The sequence below is a fragment of the Winogradskyella haliclonae genome (assembly GCF_014635865.1).
GTDB classification, from domain to species: domain Bacteria; phylum Bacteroidota; class Bacteroidia; order Flavobacteriales; family Flavobacteriaceae; genus Winogradskyella; species Winogradskyella haliclonae.
In genome coordinates, this window is record NZ_BMDQ01000001.1 from 935,899 (window position 1) to 962,034 (window position 26,136).

15 protein-coding genes and 1 tRNA gene are annotated in these 26,136 nt (G+C 35.2%); 11 read left to right on the forward strand and 5 right to left on the reverse strand.

From position 1 onward, the window contains the following. Nucleotides 1-7 precede the first annotated feature (7 nt). Both IEV10_RS04240 and IEV10_RS04245 read right to left on the reverse strand, forming a co-directional pair. Nucleotides 8-1,693: an MFS transporter gene (locus IEV10_RS04240; RefSeq protein ID WP_188373446.1), complete on the reverse strand. Its 1,686-nt coding sequence runs from the start codon at nt 1,691-1,693 to the stop codon at nt 8-10. A 27-nt stretch (nt 1,694-1,720) separates the two neighbouring features. Next, entirely contained in the window at nt 1,721-4,669 is a 2,949-nt protein-coding gene (locus tag IEV10_RS04245; RefSeq protein WP_188373447.1) for a GH92 family glycosyl hydrolase, read from the reverse strand. Between the two features lie 38 nt (nt 4,670-4,707). Here IEV10_RS04245 and IEV10_RS04250 point away from each other — a divergent pair, with 38 nt between their 5' ends. The 5 genes from IEV10_RS04250 (at nt 4,708) to IEV10_RS04270 (ending at nt 11,942) form a co-directional block, all read left to right on the forward strand. Then, entirely contained in the window at nt 4,708-7,038 is a 2,331-nt protein-coding gene (locus IEV10_RS04250) for a beta-N-acetylhexosaminidase (protein WP_188373448.1), read from the forward strand. Nucleotide 7,039: 1 nt separating this feature from the next. Next, a complete protein-coding gene (locus tag IEV10_RS04255; protein ID WP_188373449.1) occupies nt 7,040-7,729 on the forward strand; it encodes a copper homeostasis protein CutC in 690 nt (229 codons plus the stop codon). Next, nucleotides 7,719-10,223: a beta-mannosidase gene (locus IEV10_RS04260; protein ID WP_188373450.1), complete on the forward strand. Its 2,505-nt coding sequence runs from the start codon at nt 7,719-7,721 to the stop codon at nt 10,221-10,223. The genes IEV10_RS04255 and IEV10_RS04260 overlap by 11 nt, the downstream gene beginning before the upstream one ends. Before the next feature lie 44 nt (nt 10,224-10,267). After that, nucleotides 10,268-11,509 carry a metallophosphoesterase gene (locus IEV10_RS04265; RefSeq protein WP_188373451.1) on the forward strand — a complete coding sequence of 414 codons (1,242 nt, stop codon included), beginning with the start codon at nt 10,268-10,270 and terminating at the stop codon, nt 11,507-11,509. Nucleotides 11,510-11,645: 136 nt separating this feature from the next. Continuing rightward, nucleotides 11,646-11,942 carry a thioredoxin family protein gene (locus IEV10_RS04270; protein WP_188373452.1) on the forward strand — a complete coding sequence of 99 codons (297 nt, stop codon included), beginning with the start codon at nt 11,646-11,648 and terminating at the stop codon, nt 11,940-11,942. On the opposite strand, the gene IEV10_RS04275 is transcribed toward IEV10_RS04270, so the two are convergent. Continuing rightward, on the reverse strand, nt 11,939-12,577 hold the full coding sequence (locus tag IEV10_RS04275) for a polysaccharide deacetylase family protein (RefSeq protein WP_188373453.1): 639 nt from the start codon (nt 12,575-12,577) through the stop codon (nt 11,939-11,941). The genes IEV10_RS04270 and IEV10_RS04275 overlap by 4 nt on opposite strands. An 87-nt stretch (nt 12,578-12,664) precedes the next feature. After that, nucleotides 12,665-16,093, reverse strand: coding sequence for a glycosyltransferase family 117 protein (locus tag IEV10_RS04280; RefSeq protein WP_188373454.1), 3,429 nt, complete (start codon nt 16,091-16,093; stop codon nt 12,665-12,667). A 153-nt stretch (nt 16,094-16,246) separates the two neighbouring features. Between IEV10_RS04280 and IEV10_RS04285 the strand changes: the two genes are divergently transcribed. From IEV10_RS04285 to infB, 4 genes are all read left to right on the forward strand, one after another. Beyond that, a tRNA-Gln gene (locus tag IEV10_RS04285) sits at nt 16,247-16,319 on the forward strand. Between the two features lie 205 nt (nt 16,320-16,524). Continuing rightward, nucleotides 16,525-16,989 carry a ribosome assembly cofactor RimP gene (gene rimP / locus IEV10_RS04290; RefSeq protein ID WP_188373455.1) on the forward strand — a complete coding sequence of 155 codons (465 nt, stop codon included), beginning with the start codon at nt 16,525-16,527 and terminating at the stop codon, nt 16,987-16,989. Nucleotides 16,990-17,000: 11 nt separating this feature from the next. Further along, nucleotides 17,001-18,233, forward strand: a complete 1,233-nt coding sequence (gene nusA, locus IEV10_RS04295) for a transcription termination factor NusA (RefSeq protein ID WP_188373456.1) — start codon at nt 17,001-17,003, stop codon at nt 18,231-18,233. 60 nt (nt 18,234-18,293) lie between these two features. Then, nucleotides 18,294-21,032, forward strand: coding sequence for a translation initiation factor IF-2 (infB, locus tag IEV10_RS04300; RefSeq protein ID WP_188373457.1), 2,739 nt, complete (start codon nt 18,294-18,296; stop codon nt 21,030-21,032). 99 nt (nt 21,033-21,131) lie between these two features. Here infB and IEV10_RS04305 read toward each other — a convergent pair whose 3' ends face one another. Continuing rightward, the gene (locus IEV10_RS04305) at nt 21,132-21,512 is read right to left on the reverse strand and encodes an SPOR domain-containing protein (RefSeq protein WP_188373458.1); all 381 of its coding nucleotides are present in this window, start codon (nt 21,510-21,512) and stop codon (nt 21,132-21,134) included. 213 nt (nt 21,513-21,725) lie between these two features. Here IEV10_RS04305 and IEV10_RS04310 point away from each other — a divergent pair, with 213 nt between their 5' ends. Both IEV10_RS04310 and IEV10_RS04315 read left to right on the forward strand, forming a co-directional pair. Next, a complete protein-coding gene (locus tag IEV10_RS04310) occupies nt 21,726-23,021 on the forward strand; it encodes a c-type cytochrome (RefSeq protein WP_188373459.1) in 1,296 nt (431 codons plus the stop codon). Between the two features lie 25 nt (nt 23,022-23,046). Then, a complete protein-coding gene (locus IEV10_RS04315; protein ID WP_188373460.1) occupies nt 23,047-26,133 on the forward strand; it encodes a TAT-variant-translocated molybdopterin oxidoreductase in 3,087 nt (1,028 codons plus the stop codon). The last annotated feature ends 3 nt before the right edge of the window (nt 26,134-26,136 follow it).

Genomic DNA, 26,136 nt, shown 5'->3' on the forward strand with positions numbered 1-26,136 from the left:
GAATTAATTAATAGTCTACACCTTGTTTGTCCAAAACAGTTTTTGTTCTAAATGCATAGAACAACAGATATCCAAAGCAAAGTACAGCTATCCAATAAGACGATTGTATGCTAAACACATCAGCTAATTTTCCTTGTACTGGTGGAATAATAGCACCACCTAAAATCATCATGATTAAAAAAGCTGAGCCTTGGGAGGTGTACTTTCCTAAACCAGCAATACTCAATGTAAAAATACATGGCCACATGATTGAGCAGAATAGACCTCCAGATAAAAATGCAAATAGCGCAACATTTCCAGAGGTGAATAAACCAATAAGCATTCCTAATATGCCTAAAAGACTAAAAATCTTTAATGTAGCAACTGGTTTGTCTTTAGCTAAAAAGAATCCAAATATTTGTACGGCAATACAAATTCCAAAGAATAAAATTTCATTAGTCGTAAAATTCAATTCAAATGAATTGGCTACGGCATTAACAAACAGGATTACACCAAATGCAATATATGGAACGAGAATCAGCAATACTTTTTTCAAACCTTTACTTGGATTAAAAACAGTGATAGCACCAACCCAGCGTCCAATCATCAAGCCTCCCCAATACAAGGATATGTATTTTCCAATTTCAGAATCATTTAATATCGAAAGACCAAGTGCATTAAGACCAGATTCTCCAGAGCCTTGTTTTAAAAGTTCTCCTAAATTACTTCCTATAGTTACCTCAACACCAACATATGTAAAGATGGCCAACATTCCCAGAACCAATTGAGGATACTTCATAGCGCCCCAGCCTTTTTCATTTTTACTAGCACTTGTATTTGCTATAAATACAGCAGCAACAACAGCAAATAATGCTATAAAAAGAACAATCAATCGGGTTTGTTCTACATCTTCAGAAGCTATTTCAGTGCCAGAATATGTGCTAAAAATGTAACCAAAGCAGCCGACAATGATAAGTGTTAGGATGATTAGTAGATTTCTAGCTTTATTGGCAGCTTCAAATGGTGTATCAGATTTTAAAGCTGGTAATTTCTTTGAAAAATGAAATAATGCAGCAGCTAATAAAAATAATAACCCAACACCCATGTAAAGTCCTTGTACAGTTATAAGTGTAATTTCATTGGTTTCAATTTTTGTGGCAAGCTCTTCTGTAGTCCAACTAGCAGCTCCAAAAATAACTAGACTCACTACTACTGGTCCTATTGTTGTTCCGAAGGAATTTATTCCACCAGCTAAATTTAAACGATGCGAGCCTGTTTTTGGGTCGCCAAGCGCGATAGCAAAAGGGTTGGCACCAGTTTGTTGCAAAGAAAATCCTAAGCCAACAATAAATAAGGCGATTAACACAAAATAGAATACACCAGTTTGTCCTTGTTCTGCTCCAGCAGTTGCTGGGTACATAATAAAAGCGCCAACAGCGGATAACAATAATCCAATAACTATCGCTTTTTTGTAACCCCATGTATTGACAATGTCTTTTTTAATACCACTGGAAACAATAAACAATAATAAAGCACCAATATAATAAGCACCATAAAATGCAAAATCTACCAATTGTGATTGAAATTGGTCTATATTAAAATAGGTTTTACAAAATGGAATAAACACACCATTTGAAGCAGCAATAAAGCCCCAGAAAAAGAATACGGTCACTAAAGTCGTTAATGCCGATTTGTTAGTTTGTTGGTTACTCATAATTTATTTTAATTGTTAGTTAGTTCTTTACTTCACTGATATCTCGTCTACAAAAATCCAGCTTTTCCCATTCATAGGATGTCCGATATGCCATTCAGGTAAATTCCCTAATTTTTTAGCGATGACTTTAACATATCTAGCATTTTTACCTTTTAATTCTAATGCTATAGTTTCAATAGCTATATTATAGTTTTTTTCAGTAGTGTTAAGTTTTGTTTTCCCAACTGATTGAAATGATATACCATCTTCACTTATCAAATATTCTACTTCTGATGGATGAAAGATCCAAGCACCTTGATCACGTAAAAAGTTAGTGGTTATAGACTGAATCCATTTTACTGAACCTAAATCAACTGTGGCCACTAAATCTTGATTATGATACCCTTGCCAACTACCTGTTCTGTAATTTTTGGTACTTCTTATACCATCAATTAAGGCGTCATTTCCACCTGCTGAATACTGATTGGCAAACTTAGAGTCTAATTTGATACTTAAATTTGGGTCAATTTTATAAAAAGGTGTTTCTAAAACAGGACTTTTTAAATCGCCTTTTTCAGAATACAATTTTACCTTAGTATCAGTTGTTAATTTGAATGGTGTCGAATAAACTTGAAATGCTTCATCATCCAAAGCATAAAAGATTTTTGCGTCTTTTTCAGAAGTATTTAAAACCACTTCGGTTTTACCTCTAAAGGTAATGTCACCTTTTTCGATATATGGCGAAGGCAGAATAATATGGTCTTTAATTTCAGTTTTAGGTTCATTGCCTTCATCAGTTCCCCAAGTCGAAGGTTTATCTGTCATTGTAAACTCTAGAGTCCCACCTTCAACAATATCCAAATGCTTAATGAAAGTTTCCTCTAGTGTTTTTCCATTTAACGTTACACTTTGAACATATATATTTTCGTTACTGAGATTATTTGCAGCTATATTGAATTGTTTTCCATTTTCTAGATTAATAGTTGCTTTATCAAATAACGGTGTCCCAATGACATATTCATTACTTCCAGGAGTCACCGAATAAAAGCCCATAGAACTTAGCACATACCAAGCACTCATTTGGCCGCAGTCTTCATTACCAGAAACACCATCTGGGTCATTGTTGTAAAGCTCAGTTAAAATTTCATGCACACGCTCTTGAGTTTTATGAGGTTTATTTACAAAATTGTACAGATATGCCATGTGATGACTTGGCTCATTACCATGTGCATATTGCCCAATTAGACCAGTAATATCAGATTGATTGCGTCCAGAGGTTTCAGTTTTTGCAGTGAATAATTCGTCCAGTTGATTTTCAAGTTTATCCTTTCCACCCAGTAGACTAATAAATCCAGAAACGTCATGTGGGACATAAAAACTGTATTGCCAAGAGTTGGCTTCGGTGTAGTTAAAATTGACTTCGTATGGATCAAAAGGCGCAAACCATGTGTTTCTAAAACGCCCACGCATAAATTTGGATTCTGGGTCAAACACATTTTTATAATACTGTGCACGCTGAATGTAAGTTTTATAATCTTCAGTCTTACCCATGTCTTTTGCCATTTGTGCAATGGTCCAATCATCATAAGCATACTCTAAGGTTTTAGAAACAGACTCACTTTCTTCATCTACAGGAATGAATCCGTAGCTTTTGTAGGCTTCTAAACCAAATTTATCTCGAGTAGCTGAATGCTTCATAGCTGCAAAAGCTTTTTCAGTATCGTAACCACGAATGCCTTTTAAATAAGCATCAGCAATAACTGGTACGGCATGATAACCAATCATACAATCGGTATAATTAGCAGCTAAATCCCACATAGGCATAATCCCACCTTCGTCATATTTAGCCAAAAACGTATTGATAAAGTGGTTGGTTCGGTCTTGTTCTATAATTGTATAAAGTGGATGTGCTGCACGATAAGTATCCCAAAGTGAGAATACCGAATAATAATCGAAATCTGCCTCATGAATTTTTAAATCCATGCCACGGTAGCGTCCATCAATATCCTGATAGCGCTGTGGTGCAAGCATAGTGTGGTATAAGGCCGAATAAAAGTTGGTTTTATTGTCTATATCATCGGTTTCGATAACAATTTTTTCAAGTTGAGACTCCCAATACTCTTGGCCTATTTTTTTAACGGTTTCAAAATCTTTATCACCTATTTCTCCAATCATATTTTGTTTTGCACCTTTAATATCTACTGCGGAAATTCCAACTTTAATGTAAACAGTTTCGTTGTTTGGATTATTGAATTTAATGACAGCTTTTTGACTACTAAACTTGTAATTTTTGGTCATAGGATTGCCCTCGTTATCATCATAAACAATCCGTTCCATCGGATGCGAGAACGTCATATAATAAAAAAGGCGCTGGTCTTTTGCCCATGCTTCTGAGTGACGTAAACCCTGAATGGTTTTATCGTCGATTTTCTCAATTTTATAGTCTAACAATTTATCGCGATGTGCTAAATCTAAAACCATATATTGATTTTCTGCAGATGGAAACTGATATTTATGGATACCACTTCGGTTTGAGACTGTAAGTTCAACATCGATGTTTGTAGAGTCTAAATGCACTTTATAATATCCAGGTTCAGCAGCCTCATTGTCATGAGAGAAATGTGCGCGATAACCTGCTTTTCCATCAGCACCATTATTAAACTGGATGGAATTAGTTGGTATTAAAAGGATATCACCATAATCACTAATTCCTGTGCCACTTAAATGTGTATGTGAAAAGCCGTAGATGTACTCATCTGTGTAATGATAACCAGAGCAACCATCCCAGCCTTCTAGGCGAGTGTCAGGACTCAATTGCATCATGCCGTAAGGAAGCGTTGCACCAGGATAAGTATGGCCATGACCACCAGTGCCGATAAAAGTGTTTACGTAACTAATTAGAGCTTTGTCTTTTTTTGCTGGCGTATCTGAATTCTCGTTTTGGCATCCAAAAAGTAAAAGAACGCCAATGACAGCTGAAATAAATTTAGGATTCATTAAAAGATTACTAATTTTAAAGCACCTAAGATACTAAAATGCATTTCAAGAAAAACGCACTTATTTTATTTTTACTTTTTACTTTTTTTAATTGCAAAAAAGAGGATTTTCAAATTATAACTCCTCAAATTATTCCGAAGCCCCAAAGTCAAGAGATTACACAAGGGAAATTCCTTTTAAGTTCAGACACACATCTTATTTTCGATACAGAGCTAAAACCTGCAATTAGGTATTGGAAAAGTATTTCGGAATCAGTTTTTGGATTAAATACAGGAAAATCAAATACAATAAAGTTTGTCTTTGACGCTTCGATTTCAAATTCTGAAATGTATAAGTTAAAAATAACACCCCAAGAAGTTACTGTAAGAGCAAGCTCTGCAAAAGGAGCTTTTTACGCCATTCAAAGTATAATTCAGCTTTTGCCACCGGAATTTATTTCAAAAAACTTTAAGTCAGATGGATTATACATAAGAGCTCTTGAGATTACAGATCAACCTCAGTTCCCGTACCGTGGAATGCATCTCGATGTGTCACGCCATATGTATTCAGTAGATTTTATAAAAAAGTATATTGATGCAATGGCAATGCTTAAAATGAATACGTTTCATTGGCACTTAACCGATGATCAGGGTTGGCGAGTTGAAATAGAAAAATATCCAAAGCTCAACGAAATAGCATCCTACAGAAACGAGACCCTGATAGGTCACTATAATGATCAACCACACCAATTTGATGGGAAACGCTATGGAGGATTTTACACTAAAGCCCAGATAAAAGATATTGTGGCCTATGCTTCAGAGCGAATGATAACAGTAATTCCTGAGATTGAAATGCCTGGTCACTCTCAAGCTGTTATTGCAGCTTATCCTGAGCTTGGTTGTACTGGTGAAGAGGTTAGAGTTGCTACAAAATGGGGTGTTTTTGAACACATTTTTTGCCCAAAAGAAGAAACATTCAAGTTTTTGGAAGATGTATTGGATGAGGTTCTAGAATTATTTCCAAGTACGTACATCCATATTGGTGGTGATGAAGCTCCAAAAACACAATGGAAGTCATCTTCGTATTGTCAAGAGCTTATAAAAGCTGAAGGTTTGAAGGATGAGCACGAGCTTCAGAATTATTTTATTACTAGAATGGAAAAATACCTCAATTCAAAAGGTCGGCAAATCATAGGATGGGACGAAATTTTAGAAGGTGGTTTAGCGCCAAATGCTACGGTAATGTCTTGGCGAGGTACAAATGGTGCAGTTGAGGCTGCAAAGTCAGGCCATAATGTGGTCATGACGCCAACATCACATTGTTATTTTGATTATTACCAATCCGATAATGAAGATGAGCCAACGGCAATAGGCGGTTATTTACCTTTAGAAAAGGTGTATGGTTTTAATCCAATTCCTGAAGAATTAAATGCTAAAGAGTCAAAATATGTTATGGGAGCTCAAGGCAATGTTTGGACAGAATATATGCCCACAGAGGAACAAGTAGAATATATGGCTTTTCCAAGAATGCTGGCTATGAGTGAAGTCGTTTGGTCTACTTCAAAAAATAAAAACTATAAAGATTTTGTATCACGATTAGAAAATTTTCATAAGCGCTTAGAGGTTTTAGATATTAACTATGCAAATCATTTGTATGAGATTCAAGGTGAAATGATTTCGGATAATGGAAACTCATTTTATAAACTTGAAACCTTAACCGATGGAAAAGACATACGCTATACTATTGATGGAAGTGAACCAAGATTAAACTCAGAAATTTATACATCTCAAATTTCAATTTCAGAAAGCTTAATTATTAAGGCTGCTGTATTTAATTCTGAAAAGCAATTGGGAAAAACCTTTACGCAAAACATCAATTATCATAAAGCTGTTGGTGCAAAAATCATAATAAATAAAGAACCACACAAAGCTTATTCTGGTAGTGGCGCAGAAGGTTTAATTAATGGTGTTAGCGGAAGTGACTCGCGTTATGGTGATAAAGAATGGTTGGGCTTTTGGGGCGAGGATATTGAGATTACTATTGATTTAGGTGAAGAGAAAGAAATAAATTCTATTGAAACACGCTTTTACAATGGTAATGGACAATGGATATATGCACCAGATATGATAAAGATTTCAACTGAAGAAGAACATGAAAAAGGGGAAATTGAATTTCAACCTTTAGAACCTGAAATAATTTTGCATACTTGGAGTAAAAATCCTTCAATAAAAATATTCAAGAAAGAATTCTTAGATGAACAAAGAACTTATATAGATTTTAAAGTTAGATATATAAAAATTGGAGTCCCAAACTATGGTACAATTCCAGAAGGTAAACAAGGCTCTGGTAATAAAGCATGGACATTTATTGACGAAATTATAGTAAACTAATATGATTTTAGAAGTCTGCGCCAACTCATACCAATCCGCTAAAAATGCCCAAGATGCAGGAGCACATCGTATTGAATTATGCCAAGAATTGTCTGTTGGTGGGATTACACCGTCATATGGTCTAATTGATTTAGTAAAGTCAAAACTTTCTATTCCTGTTTTTGTTCTTGTAAGACCACGAAGTGGAGATTTTGTGTATTCAGATGATGAGTTTAATGTGATTAAAAAAGACATCCAAATATGTAAAGATTTGGGTTGTGATGGTATTGTTTCGGGCGTTTTAAATTCTGACGGAATTATTGATATCGAAAGAACAAATGAATTAATCCTTTGTTCAAAGCCACTGCCATTTACATTCCATCGAGCGTTTGATGAGGTTGTAAATCCAGCTGAAGCTTTAGAACAATTAATCGATTTGGGAGTAGAGCGTGTACTAACATCTGGGCAGAAAAAATCAGCAGAAGAAGGTCTAGCCATACTAAAGCATTTAAATAAAGTTGCAAATGGCAGAATTACCATATTAGCTGGTGGTGGTATTTCACTAGGAAATGCCTCAAAATTTAAGGGCATAGGATTAAAAGAAATACATGCTTCTGCTTCTATAAAAATAAATCAACAAGATTCTATGTTTTCTATACAGCAAACAGTATCAGATATAACTAAAATAAAAGCCATTTTAGATGCGATTTAATATTTTTCCTGTCACCTTTAGCGCAGTCGAAAGGTCTTTGCTATTAATAGTCTTATTATGTTTTAGTTGTCAACCCAAACATGATGTGCCGAGAACTATTGAGTTGCATAACAATTGGCAGTTTAAAAAAACAACTGATACACTTTGGCAATCAGCCACAGTTCCTGGAAATATATTTTCGGATTTGCTAGAGCATCAGCTAATTGAAGACCCATTTGTTGGAGATAACGAAAAAAAAGTACAATGGGTTTCTGATACCGATTGGGAATACAAAACCACGTTTTCGGTTGATGAAAAAACATTAGAAAAAAAACATCTAGAACTCAGTTTTGAAGGCTTGGATACTTACGCATTTGTTTATTTAAATGATAGTTTGATTCTTAAAACAAGCAATGCTTTCCGAAGTTTTGATGTTAATGTAAAGCCAATTCTAAAAGCTAAAAACGAATTGCGAATTCTGTTTGAAAGCACTTCAAAACAAGAAGCTGTTGAAAAAGAAAAACTAGATTACGAATTGCCCGAAGGCGAACGCATTTTCACCAGAAAAGCGCAGTTTCAATACGGTTGGGATTGGGGGCCAAAATTAAATATAAGTGGTATTTGGCGCCCGATAAAGTTAGTCGCTTGGAATGATTTTAAGATTGAAAATTCTAATATAAAACATTTCGAATTAAATGATTCAATATCAAAATTAGTAGCTGAATTAGAGTACGACTCAAACTTGAACAAAGATATCGTTTATGAAGTTTTTGTAAATGATAGCCTTTACAGAGGAATTAAATTTAATCCCTCAAATTATAATCCTGGGATTCCATTCGAAATCAAAAACCCTAAGCTTTGGTGGCCACATAATCTTGGCGAACCTTATTTGTACGACATTAAAATTGTAGTCAAAGACGGTGAAAAAATCCTAGATAGTATGTCTACAAAATATGGTATCAGAGACATAGAATTAGTTACTGAAAAAGATAGTATTGGCGAGAGTTTTTATTTTAAAGTTAACGGTCAGCCGGTTTACGCAAAAGGGGCCAATTACATTCCTCAAAATAGTTTACAAAACAAAGTCACAGATAGGCATTACAAGAAGTTGTTAAATGATGTTGTTGATGCTAATATGAATATGCTCAGAGTGTGGGGTGGTGGTATTTATGAGAATAATATATTTTATAATCTATGTGATGAAAAAGGTATCCTCGTGTGGCAAGATTTTATGTTTGCCTGTGCCATGTATCCTGGTGATGATGACTTCCTTGAAAATATCAAACAAGAAGCTGTTGGTAATCTAAAACGACTCCGTAATCATGCTTCCATAGCATTGTGGTGCGGTAATAATGAAAACTCAGAAGGCTGGCACCGATGGGGTTGGCAAGCAGGAAGAAGTGAAGCCGAAAAAGAAGAGATTTGGAACAATTATCTAAAGGTTTTTGACTCTATTTTACCAGAAGCAGTTTCAACATACTCGACTACAGATTATTGGGAGTCTTCACCAAAATACGGACGTGGAAATCCAAAGTATAAATATGAAGGTGATGCCCACGATTGGTGGATTTGGCATGACGCATATCCGTTTGAGCATCTCAAGGAAAACGTACCCCGTTTTATGAGTGAGTATGGCTTTCAGTCTTTACCAACTTATGAAACGATTAGATACATTAATCAAAATGATAGTATAGAGATTTCCTCAGAAGGTTTTAAAAACCACCAGAAACACTCAAGAGGGTTTCAGTTAATTGATGCGTATATGAAGCGTGATTTTCCTGTTCCAGACAATGCTGAAGATTATGTATATACGAGTCAATTACTGCAAGCTTATGGCATCACTAAAGGTATAGAAGCACAGCGTCGTGCAAAGCCATACAATATGGGCACATTATATTGGCAATTGAATGATTGTTGGCCTTCGGTATCATGGTCAAGCATTGATTATTATGGTAATTGGAAGGCACTTCATTACAAAGCAAAGCGAAGTTTTGAGAATGTGTTAATCTCATCAAAAATAGAAAATGACACTTTAAAAACTTGGATTATTAATGATGAGCTTAACAAAGTCAGCGGACGAATATATATGAAACTTATGGATTTTAAAGGCAATATTATTTGGGAAAACACCCAGACAAGAATAGTTGATGCTAATGTGAGTCAGCTTATCATTGCGCAAAATTTAGAAGCCATTAATTTTAAAAAAGACAGTGCAGTTTTAGTGTATACGTTTAAAGATAAAACTTCATTTTTCTTTTTTGTAAAGCCTAAAGATTTACAACTAAATCAAGCAGATATTAATACAGAGATTCTAAAAGTAGAAGATGGTTTTACTATTGAATTATCAAGTGAGACGTTTCAAAAAGATATATGTCTTTTTACAAAAAAGAAAGGGCGTTTTTCAGATAACTTTTTCAATATGTTGCCTAATAAAACATATACAATTCATTTTAAGACCAAGGCCGATAAGCTTGAAGACCTAGATTTAAAAAGCTTTAACAGTTTCATAAGATAACTCAGGTATGGTCTTCGTAAATTTGGGTTTTTAAAAATTCAGGTATGATTCGTTGGTTTATTTTTTTATTAATTATTGGGGTTGCAGATTATTATGCATTTCAATCTCTGAGAACCATAACTAAAAGTAACTGGTGGTATGCATTGTATTGGGTTTTTACCATAGCTGTTTTAGGAAATTTTGTCTATCAGTTCTATAGCTTCAATCGAAGCGATGGATTCTCCCATAGCAATTCATACGCGGTAGGGCTTTTAATAGCTATGATTGTTCCAAAAACAGTGCTTTTGCTTATCATGTTTGGTGAAGATATCTTTAGAGTGCCTCAAGCAGTTTATAGCTATTTTACACAGGATAGTGGTGATGTAACTAAGCATTTTCCAGCGCGTAGAAAGTTTATAAGCCAAGTTGCATTAGGATTAGCAGCAGTACCATTTGTTTCTATTTTATACGGAATTTATAAAGGCAAATACAACTTTAAGGTCTTAAAATATGTTTTGCATTTTGAAGACTTACCCGAAGCTTTTGACGGTTATAAGCTCACTCAAATTAGTGATATCCATTCTGGAAGTTTTGATAATATGGATAAGGTAAAATATGCTGTAGATTTAATCAATGAACAACAAAGCGATGTTATACTATTCACTGGAGATATCGTAAATAATAAAGCCACAGAATTAGAACCTTATGTCACTGTTTTTAATAAATTAAAAGCTAAGGATGGCATGTATTCGGTTTTAGGAAATCATGATTATGGTGATTATGTGCGTTGGAGTTCTGAAGAAGCTAAAAAGCAAAATCTTGAGGATTTAAAAACGCTTCAGAAAGATATTGGCTTTGATTTGTTACTGAACGAAAACCGATTTATAGAAAAGAATGGGCAACGTATTGCTATAGTTGGTGTTGAGAATTGGGGTAAAGGTGGGTTTAAAAAAGCTGGAGATTTGCAAAAAGCAAAATCTGCAGTTGATAAAGACGATTTTAAAATCTTACTAAGTCACGACCCAAGTCATTGGGATGCTGAGGTTGTTAATGACGATTATCATTATCATATAACACTTAGTGGCCATACACACGGTATGCAGTTTGGTATTGAGATTCCTGGTTGGTTTAAGTGGAGCCCAGTAAAGTGGCGTTATAAGCGTTGGGCAGGTATTTATGAAGAGCTTGGACAATACATAAATGTTAACAGAGGGTTTGGCTATTTGGCATTTCCTGGGCGTGTAGGTATTTGGCCGGAAATCACAGTAATTGAGCTTAAAAAAGGCAGTAAAAAAACCAATGCTTAGTATTTAGTTTGTTTATAAACTAAATTGTATATTTATAATAGCATCAAACTGAAAGTAATACGTACGCTTATTTAAAGTATAGTATAAAAAAAATGCTTAAGTTTGAGGTGTTTATTTGACTAAAACCTTAACTAATATGTCAAAATTTGGAGAACTTATAGATGTAGACAAACCTGTGCTACTAGATTTCTTCACTGAATGGAATGAGCAGTCTACCGCAATGCATCCTGTACTTAGAGATGTTGCTGCAGCTCTTGGTGATAAAGCTAAGGTGATAAAAATCGATGTCGATAAAAACCAAGAACTTGCCGAAGCCTTACGTGTTAAAGGGTTACCAACTCTTATTATCTACAAAAATGGCGAGATGAAATGGCGCCATAGTGGTGAACAAGATGCCAATACGTTGATTGGTATTATTCAGGAGTATGTTTAGCTTAATGCCTTGAACGTAAAACCTCTATTACTATAATACTCCAAAACTTTAGGTAAAACCCCTTTTAAATTTTGCTCAGCTTTCACACTGTCGTGTAACACAACAATACTGCCTTCTTTTACAGAATTAAGAATGTTGTTTAAGCAATCTTCTTTAGATACCGAAGCATCCCAATCAAAAGACAAGACATCCCACATCACTATATTGTAGCCTAGCTTTTGCAATTGTTTGGCCTGCTTAGTTTTAAATTTTCCATATGGTGGACGAAACAATTTACTGCCTGAAGAAGGTGTTTTATCAATAGTCTTTTGAGCTAATTCAACATCAGTCAAATAATCTTTTGTTTTATGTTTCCAACCTTTTAAATGATTGAAAGTATGGTTACCAATAGAATGGTTATCCTCTAATATGGCTTTAAGGATTTCGGGATATTTGTCAACATTACTTCCTATGCAAAAGAATGTGGCTTTTGCACTGAAGGCTTTAAGTTGTTCTAAAACCCAAAGTGTAATTTCTGGTGTAGGACCATCATCAAAGGTGAGGTATAATTCCTTCTTATTAGTGTCAATGTTCCAAATAAAATTGGGGAATAAAGACTTAACAAAACCTGGCGTTTTTGCAGGAATAAGTTTCATGTGATGCTATTTGCTGTTTTTAAAATGTCACATGGAACAACGTTATTATTTTATACTATGCGATAAAATTAACTAAGGTTGTTTCATCTAGTTAGTACTATCTATTTCAGCGGGGATTGTTTTAGTTGAAGTGTCATTATTACCATCTCTAAAAAGGTCTTCTAAATCTGCTTCTGGTTCTTTAGAAGGAGCTTCATCTCCCATTAAAGGATTAAACAATTCTAAATATTCATTAAACTTTCTGGTCTGCTCTATGGCAAAATCTCTATCACCATAAGCAACAAGTGCATCAACTAAAGAGCGATATTTTTGAATATCTGTAAAAATTTCATCTATAATATCTGCTTGCACCTTCAGGTCTTGCCCACTGTAATACACTAAATTTTCTTGATACTTAGCGGCAACATCAAGATACAATTTCTTAGCCTTTTCATCGGCACCTACTTCAAAATAAGTCGAAATATAAGGCTCTAATAAGGTATAGAAACCAAAGGTGTCAACAGGCATTTTTTCCATGGCCAAATCGGCCATTTCTTCTGCTTTATCTAACTTTTTCTCATCTAATAAAGCTTCAATAAGACGTGCCATATTACCTCGGTAAGTAATCCCATTTTTACGAGTTTCGACATCATGATAAATGTCTTCGCCGCTTCCGCCCCAATCCCAAGACTTCACAAGGTCGTACATTAAATCTGGATCAACACGTCCCATATCAAAAGGATTAGCTTTATCTACAGGTGTCTTAATAGGTACAAGTTTATAACATAAGCCATCTAGTTGTAAGTAGTCTTTCATCCAGATGTAATCTTCGTCTGCAAATGCACCACCGCTAAAATAAATAGGACGTTCCCAATTATTGTTAGCAATAATATCTAACATTAATAATCTGTTCTTGTAGATGGCGCTTCCAGAAATTTTCACATCGAGATAAGGCAAAATTTTATCTGCATCTTTTGGTTTTACAATGCCATTTTTAAGTACGGTTTCTTTATTTACAGGAACTCTAATATTTCGAGTAGGATAGTAATTAGAATTTATAAAATAACTAGGATATCCATTAGGATCTTCACCTTCTGCAGCTACACGATGTTTTAACTTTGTAGTCTTCTTATCACTAGAGATAAAATCCATAAAGTCTTTAATATCTAAAGTGTCTTTTGCAATTTTATCATTGATTTCTCTGTAAAATGTATAGTCTCTTGTGCCATCTCTATATTGCTTATGTGTTAATTGCGAGGGAATTGGCTCACTAGAATAGGCTTTGCGCTTCATTTGATCGATGTACCAAGCGGTTTGGAACAAACTTGTATTTACAACGCGCACATCTGTACGTACACCTTCTATTTCTTGAAGATACCACAGCGGGAAAGAATCATTATCACCTATCGTAAATAGTATTGCGTTTGGTGCGCAAGATTCTAAATATTTTCGCGCCATAGAGTTTGCCGTGTATTTACCCGAACGGTCGTGGTCGTCCCAATTGTTAGCCGCTAAAACTCCAGGAACAGCTATTAAGCAAGCTAATGTAATTGCAGCTACTGGGATAAAGCTCTTTTTGGCTTTTTTAGCTAGTAAATCGTAAAGTGCGTAAACGCCAAATCCAATCCAAATGGCAAAAACATAAAATGAACCTACAACAGAATAATCTCTTTCACGAGGCTCAAAAGGTCTAATGTTTGTGTAAAATTGAATGGCTAAACCTGTGAGTAAAAAGAAAACTAAAAGCACCCAAAAGCGTTTTTTGTCAACATTCAATAAAAAGAAGAACCCAATTAATCCTAATATTAACGGAAGGAAATAATAGGTATTTCGTCCTTTATTATTTTCAACATCACTTGGTAAGTTTTCTTGAGACATACCAATGTGTAATTTGTCTATAAAGTCAATACCTGAAATCCAATTACCATTAAAGTCATCATACTTTCCTTGAATATCATTTTGACGTCCAGTAAAATTCCACATAAAATAGCGCCAATACATATACCCAAATTGGTATTGAAACATGTACATTGTATTATCTAAAAACGAAGGTTTTTCAACTTCAAAATACGATTGTGCATTTTCTTTTAAGAAGTTATGGTAGTCCTCATAATCAACTTTGCCTTCAGCCACAGCACGTCTAAAATCGCTTACCATTTTATTAATTGCTTGCATTTGGTAACTCGCACGCGCACTTGCTTCTTCTTCTGGGAAGCCGCCATTTAGATAGCTTTCGTAAATATCTGCACCTAATGTTGGCTTAACTTTAAAATCAATTAAGCCTGTAAACATCATGTAATTTTCGGCATGCTCGGTACTCCACATACGTGGTAATAGCATTGCATGCTCAGAGTTGTAATTTTGTTTAGCATTCTCCCAATCGTTTATGATAACATATTTACCAGTCTCATAATCTTTTTCGTAATTCTTTTTGTCGTCTACAAAAGGCTCATCTGCATCTTGACCAGAATATAACTCCGTAAATTGAGGGCCATAAAACAAATGGGTTTCTGGGTATTGTTCTAAGTTATAGTAAGCTAATAATTCCCTAGCATCAGAAGGGTCATTTTCATTAATGATAACATGTGCATTAGCACGGATAGGTAACATCATCCATGACGAAAATCCTACGAATATAAATAGCAAACAAAGTACTAAAGTATTCGCATGTATAAATCCTTTTTGACGTGTATACTTAAGCCCAAAATAAAACGCTGCAATAACTATTAAGCCTGCGATTATTGTTCCGGAGTGGAATGGTAAACCAAAAGTGTTGACCGTAAAGACTTCCATCCAACCAAAAAAGCGAAGTGCATTTGGTAATAATAATTTAAAGATGAAAAGTAATATTGCGGCAGATATAACATTTGCTAGAATAAAATTCTGAACAGTTATTGTTTTATAATTTTTAAAATAATAAATAAGTCCGATTGCAGGAATCGTCAATAATCCCATAAAGTGAACTCCAAAAGACAAACCAATCACAAAAGCAATAAGAATGAGCCATCGGTTTCCTCTAGGCTTGTGCATGTCTTCTTCCCAACGTAATGCTAAGTAGAACATTACTGCCATTATTAATGTTGCCATGGCGTAAACCTCAGTTTCAACAGCATTAAACCAAAAAGAATCCGTAAACGTAAACGCCAAACTGCCAACCAAGGCACTGCCTAGTATTGCCATTCCTTTACTAGTCGCATCGTTTTCAACATCGTATTTAACCAATTTACGAAGCAGAATGGTGACTGTCCAATACATAAAAAGTATCGTAAAAGCACTAGATACAGCACTCATCATGTTTAATAAAGCACCAATTTGAGATGGTTCTAAAGCAAACATGGAGAAAAAAGCACCAAGCATTTGAAACAAAGGTGCTCCAGGTGGATGACCAACTTGTAATTTAGAAGAGGTTAAGATGTATTCGCCTGCATCCCAAAAACTAACTGTTGGTTCAATGGTTAAGGCATAAGTGATTGCTGCTACAGCAAACACAAACCATCCTAAAATTGTGTTCCACTTTTTAAAGTTGAAATTGGTCATAAAAATTAATGCTTTTGATGCTGGCGAATTTACTAATAATTACAACACAGCCGAATGTTTTTAAGCAAACGTTAAGTATTTTGAATTATTTTTTCATCTTTTTTTTGTCCAACTCAAACTTTGTTATAAATTTGCATCCTCATTTTGAGATGATGGCCTATGGTGTAACTGGCAACACGTCTGGTTTTGGTCCAGAAGAGTCTAGGTTCGAGCCCTAGTAGGCCAACATAAATTTAAATCCTAATTCAAATTGAGTTAGGATTTTTTGTTTTTCATCTATAACTGAATAAAACCAGTCGTATAACTTAAGTAAATTCAGAATATTAGAGCTTAAACACCTTGCAAAACTCGATATATATCGTATATTTGCACCACTGTTTAAGGAAATGAAGATAATGAGGGGACGAAAAGTCCCCTCTTTTTATAGCTGTATGTTAAAAAATAAAGTAGAAGAATTATTACAAAATGGCCTTGACGAACGTCAAGATTTGTTTTTAATAAGCATGACGATTGGAGCAGATAACGCTATTAAAGTGGTTATTGATGGCGATAATGGCGTGTTGGTAGAGGATTGCATATTTATCAGTCGCGCTATTGAACATAACTTAGATCGAGAAGAAGAAGATTTTTCTTTGGAGGTACTTTCAGCTGGCGCAGCATCACCATTAACGATACCGAGACAATACAAAAAAAATGTTGGTCGTAACCTAGAAGTTAAGACCAATGATAACAAAAATATAGAAGGTCAATTGGTAGAAGCCGATGAAAATTCCATCCAGCTAACATGGAAAGCCAGAGAGCCCAAGCCAATAGGAAAAGGAAAAGTAACCGTAACCAAAGAGGCTACGATTGCTATAGAAGATATAAAAGAAGCAAAAGTTAAAATTAAATTTTAAGTCCTGTTAATATGGAAAATTTAGCATTAATTGAATCATTTTCAGATTTTAAAGATGATAAATTAATAGATAGAGTTACGCTAATGGCGATTCTAGAAGATGTATTACGTAATGCATTGAAAAAGAAATATGGAGATGATGATAACTTTGATATCATTATAAATCCCGACAAAGGAGATTTGGAGATTTGGAGAAATAGAATTGTTGTTGCAGATGGAGAAGTTGAAGATGAAAATCAAGAAATCGAATTGTCTGAAGCTCAAAAAATTGAACCAGACTTTGAAGTTGGTGAAGATGTAGCAGAAGAAGTAAAGCTTTTTGAATTAGGAAGACGTTCGATTTTAGCATTAAAGCAAAATTTAATTTCTAAAATTCACGAGCACGATAATACAAATATCTATAAGCAGTTTAAAGAGCTTGAAGGGGAAATTTATGCCGCTGAGGTTCACCATATTCGTCATAGAGCTATCATCTTATTAGATGATGATGGTAACGAAATTATTTTACCAAAAGACAAGCAAATACCTTCAGACTTTTTCCGTAAGGGTGAAAACGTAAGAGGTGTTATCGAGAGTGTAGAACTTAAAGGGAGTAAGCCAGCGATAATTATGTCAAGAACATCACCATTGTTCCTTGAAAAATTGTTTGAACAAGAAATTCCAGAGGTTTTTGACGGTTTAATTACAGTTAAAAACGTTGTGCGTATTCCTGGTGAAAAGGCAAAAGTAGCTGTTGATTCATATGATGATAGAATCGATCCAGTAGGTGCTTGTGTTGGTATGAAAGGTTCTAGAATTCATGGTATCGTCCGTGAGTTAGGTAACGAAAACATTGATGTTATTAATTATACAAATAACATTCAATTATTTATAACACGTGCCTTGAGTCCAGCAAGAGTAACATCTCTTAAACTAGATGAGGAAAACATGCGAGCTGAAGTATTGTTAAAACCAGAGGAAGTATCTAAAGCCATAGGTCGTGGAGGTCATAACATTAGACTAGCGGGTAAATTAACGGGTTATGAGATTGATGTATTTAGAGAAGGTGCTGAAGAAGATGTAGAATTAACGGAATTCTCTGATGAAATCGAAGAATGGATTATTCAAGAGTTTAGTAAGGCTGGTTTAGACACTGCAAAGAGTATTTTAGAGCAGGATGTAAATGACCTTGTTAAGCGTATTGATTTAGAAGAAGAAACAATTACAGATGTTATTAGAATTCTAAAAGAAGAATTCGAAGATTAAAAAACCAATTTTTGCAAATCAATTGGTAAACTATATATTTAGGATTATATAAAAGCATATATGGCTCAAATTAGAATAAATAAAGTACTTAGGGAATTAAATATCTCTCTGGATCGTGCTGTAGATTTCTTAGAATCTAAAGGCATAGAGATAGAGAAAAGCCCTAATACAAAAATTTCTCAAGATGTTTACGATACATTGGCTGATGAATTTCAGACAGATGCGACTAAACGTGAAAAAGCTCAGGAAGTAAGTGAAGCAAAGCTTAAAGAAAAAGAAGCGCTTAGAGAAAAACGCGAGCGTGAGCTCGAAGAAAAGGCAAAAGGCGAAGCAGAAAAAGAAACTGTTCTCAAAGCAAAAGCTGAACTTTCTGGACCTAAGCAAGTTGGTAAAATAGATTTGGATGGCGACAAACCAAAAGCTGAAGAAGCTCCAAAGAAAGAAGCACCTAAAGCTAAAGCACCAAAAAAGGAAGCGCCTAAAGCTGAAGCAACTAAAAAAGAAACGCCAGCAAAAAAGGAGAAACCTGCAGTAGCTAAAAAAGCTGAAGAAGTTCCTAAAAAAGAAGCGCCAAAAACAGTTGAGGCCAAAACAGAAGATACTAAGGAAGAATCTTCATCTACTTCTGAGCCAGTAGATGAAAAGATTAAGACACAGTATAAGAAGCTTAGTGGTCCTAATATTACAGGTGAAAAAATTGATTTAGCCCAATTTAATAAGCCTAAAAAGAAAAAAGAAGACAACAAGTCTAAGACTAATGATGCTAACAAACGTAAAAGACGTAGAATAAGCAAGCCAGGCGATCCAGGGAAATCAAATAACAATAATGATAACCGAAGAGGCAACTTTAAAGGTAGAGGTAATAATCGACCAAAAGTAGTTAAAGAAGAGCCTAGTGAAGAGGATGTAAAAAAACAAATTCGTGAAACTCTTGAAAAGCTTCAAGGGAAAAGTAGCAAAGGTAAAGGTGCAAAAAATCGTAGAGACAAAAGAGATCAACATAGAGAACAGAGAGAAATTGATCAAGAATTAGCAGCTGCAGAAAGTAAAATTCTTAAAGTAACAGAGTTTGTTACCGTAAGTGAGGTTGCTACAATGATGGATGTTGGTGTAACTCAAGTCATTTCTGCATGTATGTCTCTAGGAATGATGGTAACTATGAATCAGCGTTTAGATGCAGAGACCTTATCTATCGTTGCCGAAGAATTTGGTTATTCTGTAGAATTTATTACCGCAGATATCGAAGAATCTTTCGAAGTGGTTGAAGACAAGCCTGAAGATTTAGTAGATCGTGCACCTATTGTAACAGTAATGGGTCATGTAGATCATGGTAAAACGTCTTTATTAGATTATATACGTAAAGAAAATGTAATTGCTGGTGAGTCTGGAGGAATCACACAACATATTGGTGCCTACGGTGTCCAACTAGAGAACGGTCAAAAAATAGCATTTCTAGATACGCCAGGTCACGAGGCCTTCACAGCTATGCGTGCTCGTGGTGCTCAAGTTACTGATATTGCTATTATTGTTGCGGCAGCGGATGATGATATTATGCCGCAAACAAAAGAAGCAATTTCTCATGCTCAAGCAGCTGGAGTGCCAATTGTTTTTGCGATTAACAAAATAGATAAGCCAGATGCAAATCCTGAAAAAGTAAAAGAGGGATTAGCAAATATGAATCTTTTAGTTGAAGACTGGGGTGGAAAAATCCAATCTCATGACATCTCTGCTAAAATGGGAACAGGCGTTAAAGAATTATTAGAAAAAGTATTACTTGAAGCTGAGTTACTAGAACTTAAAGCAAATCCTAATAAAGCAGCGCAAGGTACAGTAGTTGAAGCGTTTTTAGATAAAGGACGTGGATATGTATCTACAATATTAGTACAAGCGGGGACTTTAAAAATTGGAGATTACGTTTTAGCTGGAAAGAATTCAGGTAAAGTAAAAGCCATGCAAGATGAACGAGGAAATGATGTTGCTGAAGCAGGCCCATCGACACCAGTTTCTATCTTAGGTTTAGATGGTGCACCTCAAGCAGGTGATAAGTTTAATGTATTCGAAGACGAGCGTGAAGCTAAACAAATAGCAACAAAGCGTACACAATTACAACGTGAGCAATCTGTAAGAACACAGCGTCATATTACTCTTGACGAAATCGGTAGACGTATTGCGCTTGGAGATTTCCAAGAACTTAATATTATCCTTAAAGGTGATGTGGATGGGTCTGTTGAAGCATTAACAGATTCTTTCCAGAAGTTGTCTACTGAAGAAATTCAAGTAAATATTATTCATAAAGGTGTTGGAGCCATTACTGAAAGTGATGTCTTATTAGCAACTGCTTCCGATGCAATTATCATTGGATTTAATGTGCGACCAATGGGTAATGCACGTCAAATTGCAGATAAAGAAGAAATTGATATCCGTACATATTCTATTATTTACGATGCTATCAATGATCTTAAAGATGCCATGGAAGGGATGTTATCTCCAGAGCTTAAAGAAGAGATTACTGGTACCGCAGAAATCCGTGAGACGTTCAAGATTTCTAAAATCGGTACTATTGCGGGATGTATGGTTACCAATGGTAAAATTTTCAGAAACTCTGGTATTCGTTTAATACGCGATGGCGTAGTAATTTTTACTGGAGAACTAGAATCCTTAAAACGATTTAAGGATGATGTGAAAGAAGTATCTAAAGGTTACGATTGTGGTATGCAAGTCAAAAATTACAATGACATTAAAGAAGGTGACGTTATAGAAGCCTTCCAAGAAGTAGAAGTTAAAAAGACATTGAAATAATTGAGTTTTTAACCAAACTAGATAATACAAAAAGCACTCCCTGCAAAAGGAGTGCTTTTTTTGTTATGTGAATTTTTATTAGGCTTTAGAATAAAATTATCAGTCTTTCTTAGGTTGAAAAATAAACGCATTCATATAATTTTTCTTTATACGAAGCAGAGCACGGTCAGCTTCTAAGCGGTCTCTAAAATTACCAACCCATATTTTGTAGTTAGGTGTATTAAAGACCATTTCTGTTGGCCACTCACTGTATTTTTCTCTAAATTCCGACTTCACTTTTTCAGCTCTAAAAGAACTATCGCCACTATAAACTTGAATTTTAAAAGTTTCCACGGTTTTGACATCTTTTTTAAATTCTAAGAGCTTATTAATAGCATCTGGCTGATTAACAGTAACTGTTCCTTCTTCTTGTGCAGATAGCGATACAGATACTGTAGTAAGTATTAAAAAGTAAAGGTTTTTTAGATTCAAATTATTCATATTCTTTTGTTTGTATTGCAAAGTTATATTTTCTTAACGTATTCAACGATTATATTGTTATTTAGAATGTTTATAAATTAAATATTATGACTTCTCTAACATTTCTAAAATCGACTTTATGCCTTATTTTTGCATGAGTTTTTAGAACCATGGTTTTATCATATTTTATCGAAAAAATCATACCAAACTTTAGAAGATAATTCAACTATACATATGAAACACGTTATCTACCGTAATTTAACCTCAAATATTCTTCGTTTAGGTTTTATATTATTACTTACGTTTTCAACTACCGTTTTGGCCCAAGATGGTGATCCAGTAAAAGGAAAAACCTTATTTAATACTAACTGTGCTGCTTGTCATAAATTAGATAAGAAGATGACTGGTCCTGCCTTACGTAATGTAGAGGCTAGATTAGCAGAAGATGAAGGTTTAGATAGAGAATGGTTAAATGCATGGATTCGTAATAGTGCTGCATTGATTAAATCTGGTGATGCCTATGCCAATAAAATTTGGAATGAGTATAACCAAACGGCGATGAACGCGTTTCCGCAGTTAAGTGATCAAGATATTTCGGATATTTTAGCATACACCGCAGCTCCTAAACCAGAACCAATTATTGTTGATGAAGACCCGACTGGAGGTCAAGGTGGTGGAAGTAATTCAACTTCAAATTCAATAATCCTTGGAGCACTAGCCTTGTTATTTGGCTTATTAGCAATGGCATTGGTTTTAGTTAATAGAACATTAAAGCGCTTTGCAGAGGCTAAAGGTATTGAGGTTGCTGAGAGTGAAAAAGGAATGCCGATTTGGAAAGCCTTTGTTCAAAATCAGTTCTTAGTATTGGTAACATCCATAGCTTTATTATTAGCTAGTGGGTATTTTGTATACGGATACTTAATGCAAGTTGGTGTGGATCAAGGTTACGAACCTGTACAGCCAATACATTATTCGCACAGAATTCACGCTGGAGATAACAAGATAGATTGTAAGTATTGTCACTCATCAGCAAGAGTGAGTAAGCATTCAGGCATTCCTTCTTTGAATGTGTGTATGAATTGCCATAAGAGCATCGGAGAAGTTGCAGCAGAAACTTTAGCAGAAGGACAAGAGTATGGTGTGGATTATAATGCTGAAATTCAAAAATTATACAAAGCTGTTGGTTGGGATGAAGCTAATCAAAAATATACAGGAGAAACAAGTCCGGTAAAATGGATACGTATTCACAACTTACCTGACTTTGCTTACTTTAACCACTCGCAGCACGTTTCTGTTGCTGGTATTGAGTGTCAGACATGTCATGGTCCAGTTGAAGAAATGGAAATTATGTACCAGCACTCACCATTAACAATGGGTTGGTGTATCAATTGCCATAGAGAAACAAATGTAAAAGTTAAAGACAACGCTTATTATACAAAAATCCACGAGCAATTATCTAAGAAATATGGAGTTGAGCAGTTAACTGCAGCGCAGATGGGTGGATTAGAATGCGGTAAGTGTCATTATTAATAATTAAGAAGTAACTCACAATTATATGTCATCAAACAAGAAATACTGGAAAAGTGTTGAGGAGCTAAACGAAAATAGCCCTATTGTTGAGACGCTACAACAAAACGAATTTGTTGAACAAATACCAACAGATGAGTTTTTAGGAGATAAAGAAACATTAGAATCTTCATCTACAACGCGTCGTGATTTCTTAAAATATGTTGGTTTTAGTACAGCAGCCGCGTCTTTAGCAGCCTGTGAAGGACCAGTTGTAAAGTCTATACCATACGTAGTACAGCCAAAGGAGATTATTCCTGGTGTTGCAAACTATTATGCAACTACAATTGCAGATGGTTATGACTTTGCTAGTGTTTTAGTGAAAACAAGAGAAGGTCGACCAATAAAAATAGAGAATAACGATTTGGCAAAAACCAATGGTCATGCCAATGCAAGAGTCAATGCTTCAATTTTAGGTTTATACGATAGTTTACGTGTTAAAGGACCAATGAAAGGCGACGCTGCTATTTCATGGGGAGTGTTTAATGCAGACACTAAAAAGATTTTAAGCGAAGTTGGCGATAAAGAAATTGTATTCTTAACGCAAACTTTTGCAAGTCCATCAACATCAAAATTAGTTGGAGAGTTTAAAGAAAAGTATGGTAATGTGCGTCACGTATCTTACGATGCGGTTTCAGAATCTGCAGCATTAGATGCGTTTCAAGCAAAATATGGTAAACGTGCTTTAGCAAATTATGATTTTTCTAAAGCCATGACTATTGTTTCTGTAGGTGCAGATTTCTTAGGCGATTGGCAAGGTGGTGGATTTGATTCTGCTTATGCAAATAAACGTATTCCAGACCACGGGAAAATGTCTCGTCATATCCAGTTTGAATCTAATATGTCTTTAACTGGTGCTAACGCAGATAAGCGTGTGCCAATGAAGCCAAGTGAACAACGTTTGGCATTAGCTAAACTATATAGCTATGTTACCGGAAATGGGGTTAGTGGTAATCTTCCAGAAAATTTAGATAAAGCCGTTAGAGCTGCTGCTTCAGAATTAAAGAAAGCTGGCAGTAATGGTGTTGTAGTTACTGGAATACAAGATGTAAATGCACAAACTGTTGTGTTAGAGCTTAACGAGGCCTTATCAAGTAAAGCTTTTGATTTAACAACTACAATACGTACAAAGCAAGGTAACGATAAAGCAGTAATGCAATTGGTTACCGATATGAAAGCTGGTAAAGTTGGTGCTTTAGTAATGGTTGGGGTTAACCCAATGTATACATTACCAAATGCAGCCGATTTTGCTGAAGGTTTAAAGAAAACCAAGTCTATTGCTTTCTCTATGAAGCAAGACGAAACAGCTGTAAACTGTGATTATATTGCAGCAGCACCTCATTACTTAGAATCTTGGGGAGATGTTGAAATAAAAACAGGCCACTATGCATTAATGCAACCTACAATTCGTCCTTTATTTGATACAAAACAATTTCAGGATGTATTATTAACGTGGACAGACAATGCAACAGCTTATAACGATTATATAAAAGCAACTTGGAAAGAGAGTATCCTCAATGGTGCGTCTTATAACCAGGCATTACATGATGGTGTGTTTGTTTCTACTTCAAATTCTGAAGTTGAAGAAGTAATCACAGATAATGATGATGCTGAAGTACCAAATGGAAATGCAGCAAGAGCTTTAGCAGCTTCTGCCAAGTCAAGCGGCATGGAATTGTCAATCTATACCAAAACTGGTTTAGGAGATGGGCAACAAGCAAATAACCCTTGGTTACAAGAATTCCCAGACCCAATAACGAGAACATCTTGGGATAATTATTTAACGATTTCTAAGGCAGATGCAGACGCTGCAGGTTTAGTAAATGAAAACGTTGCAAACGGTGGACTTAATGGTAGCAAAGTAGACGTTACTGTAAATGGTGTAACTGTTAAAGATGTGCCGGTATTAATTCAACCAGGTCAAGCAAAAGGCTCAGTAGGTTTAGCATTAGGTTACGGTAGAACGTCTGGTCTTAAAGCAGAAATGCAAACAGGTGTAAACGCCTACCCATTATATCAAAACTTTAATGCAGTTCAAGAGGTTTCTATTTCTAAAGCTGCTGGAGAACATGAATTTGCTTGTGTACAGTTACACAATACACTAATGGGACGTGGAGATATCATTAAAGAAACGACTTTAGAGGTATTCAACACAAAAGATAAAAAATATTGGAACTCAATTCCTGAAGTATCATTAAATCATATCGAAACACCTGTAACATCTCCTGATGTAGATTTATGGGATGAGTTTGATCGTTCTGTAGGACATCACTTTAACTTATCGATAGATTTAAATGCTTGTACAGGTTGTGGTGCATGTGTCATTGCATGTCACGCAGAAAACAATGTGCCAGTAGTTGGTAAGTCTGAAATGAGACGTAGTAGAGATATGCATTGGTTGCGTATTGATAGATACTACTCATCAGAAGATACCTTCAGTCATGATTTAGAAAAGAAGGAAAACATTTCTGGTTTAGGAAGCTCATTAAGTGAGTTTGGAGAAATGGAAAATCCTAATGATAATCCTCAGGTAGTATTCCAACCAGTAATGTGTCAGCATTGTAATCATGCGCCTTGCGAGACAGTTTGTCCTGTTGCAGCAACAGCACACGGACGTCAAGGTCAAAACCATATGGCATATAACCGATGTGTAGGTACACGTTACTGTGCAAATAACTGTCCATACAAAGTACGTCGTTTTAACTGGTTCTTATATAGCCAAAATGACGAGTTCGATTACTTTATGAATGACGATTTAGGACGTATGGTATTAAACCCAGATGTTACAGTTCGTTCTCGTGGTGTAATGGAAAAATGTTCATTCTGTATTCAAAAGACACAGAAAACTATTTTGGATGCTAAACGTGATGGACGTGAAGTTAAAGATGGTGAATTCCAAACAGCTTGTTCAGCAGCTTGTGGAAGTGGCGCCATGATATTTGGAGACGTTAATGACAAAGAAAGTCAAGTTGCCAAATTAAAAGAAGATGACCGTATGTATCATTTATTAGAGTACGTTGGTACAAAACCAAATGTATTCTATCATACGAAAGTTAGAAATACGAAAGAATCTTAAATT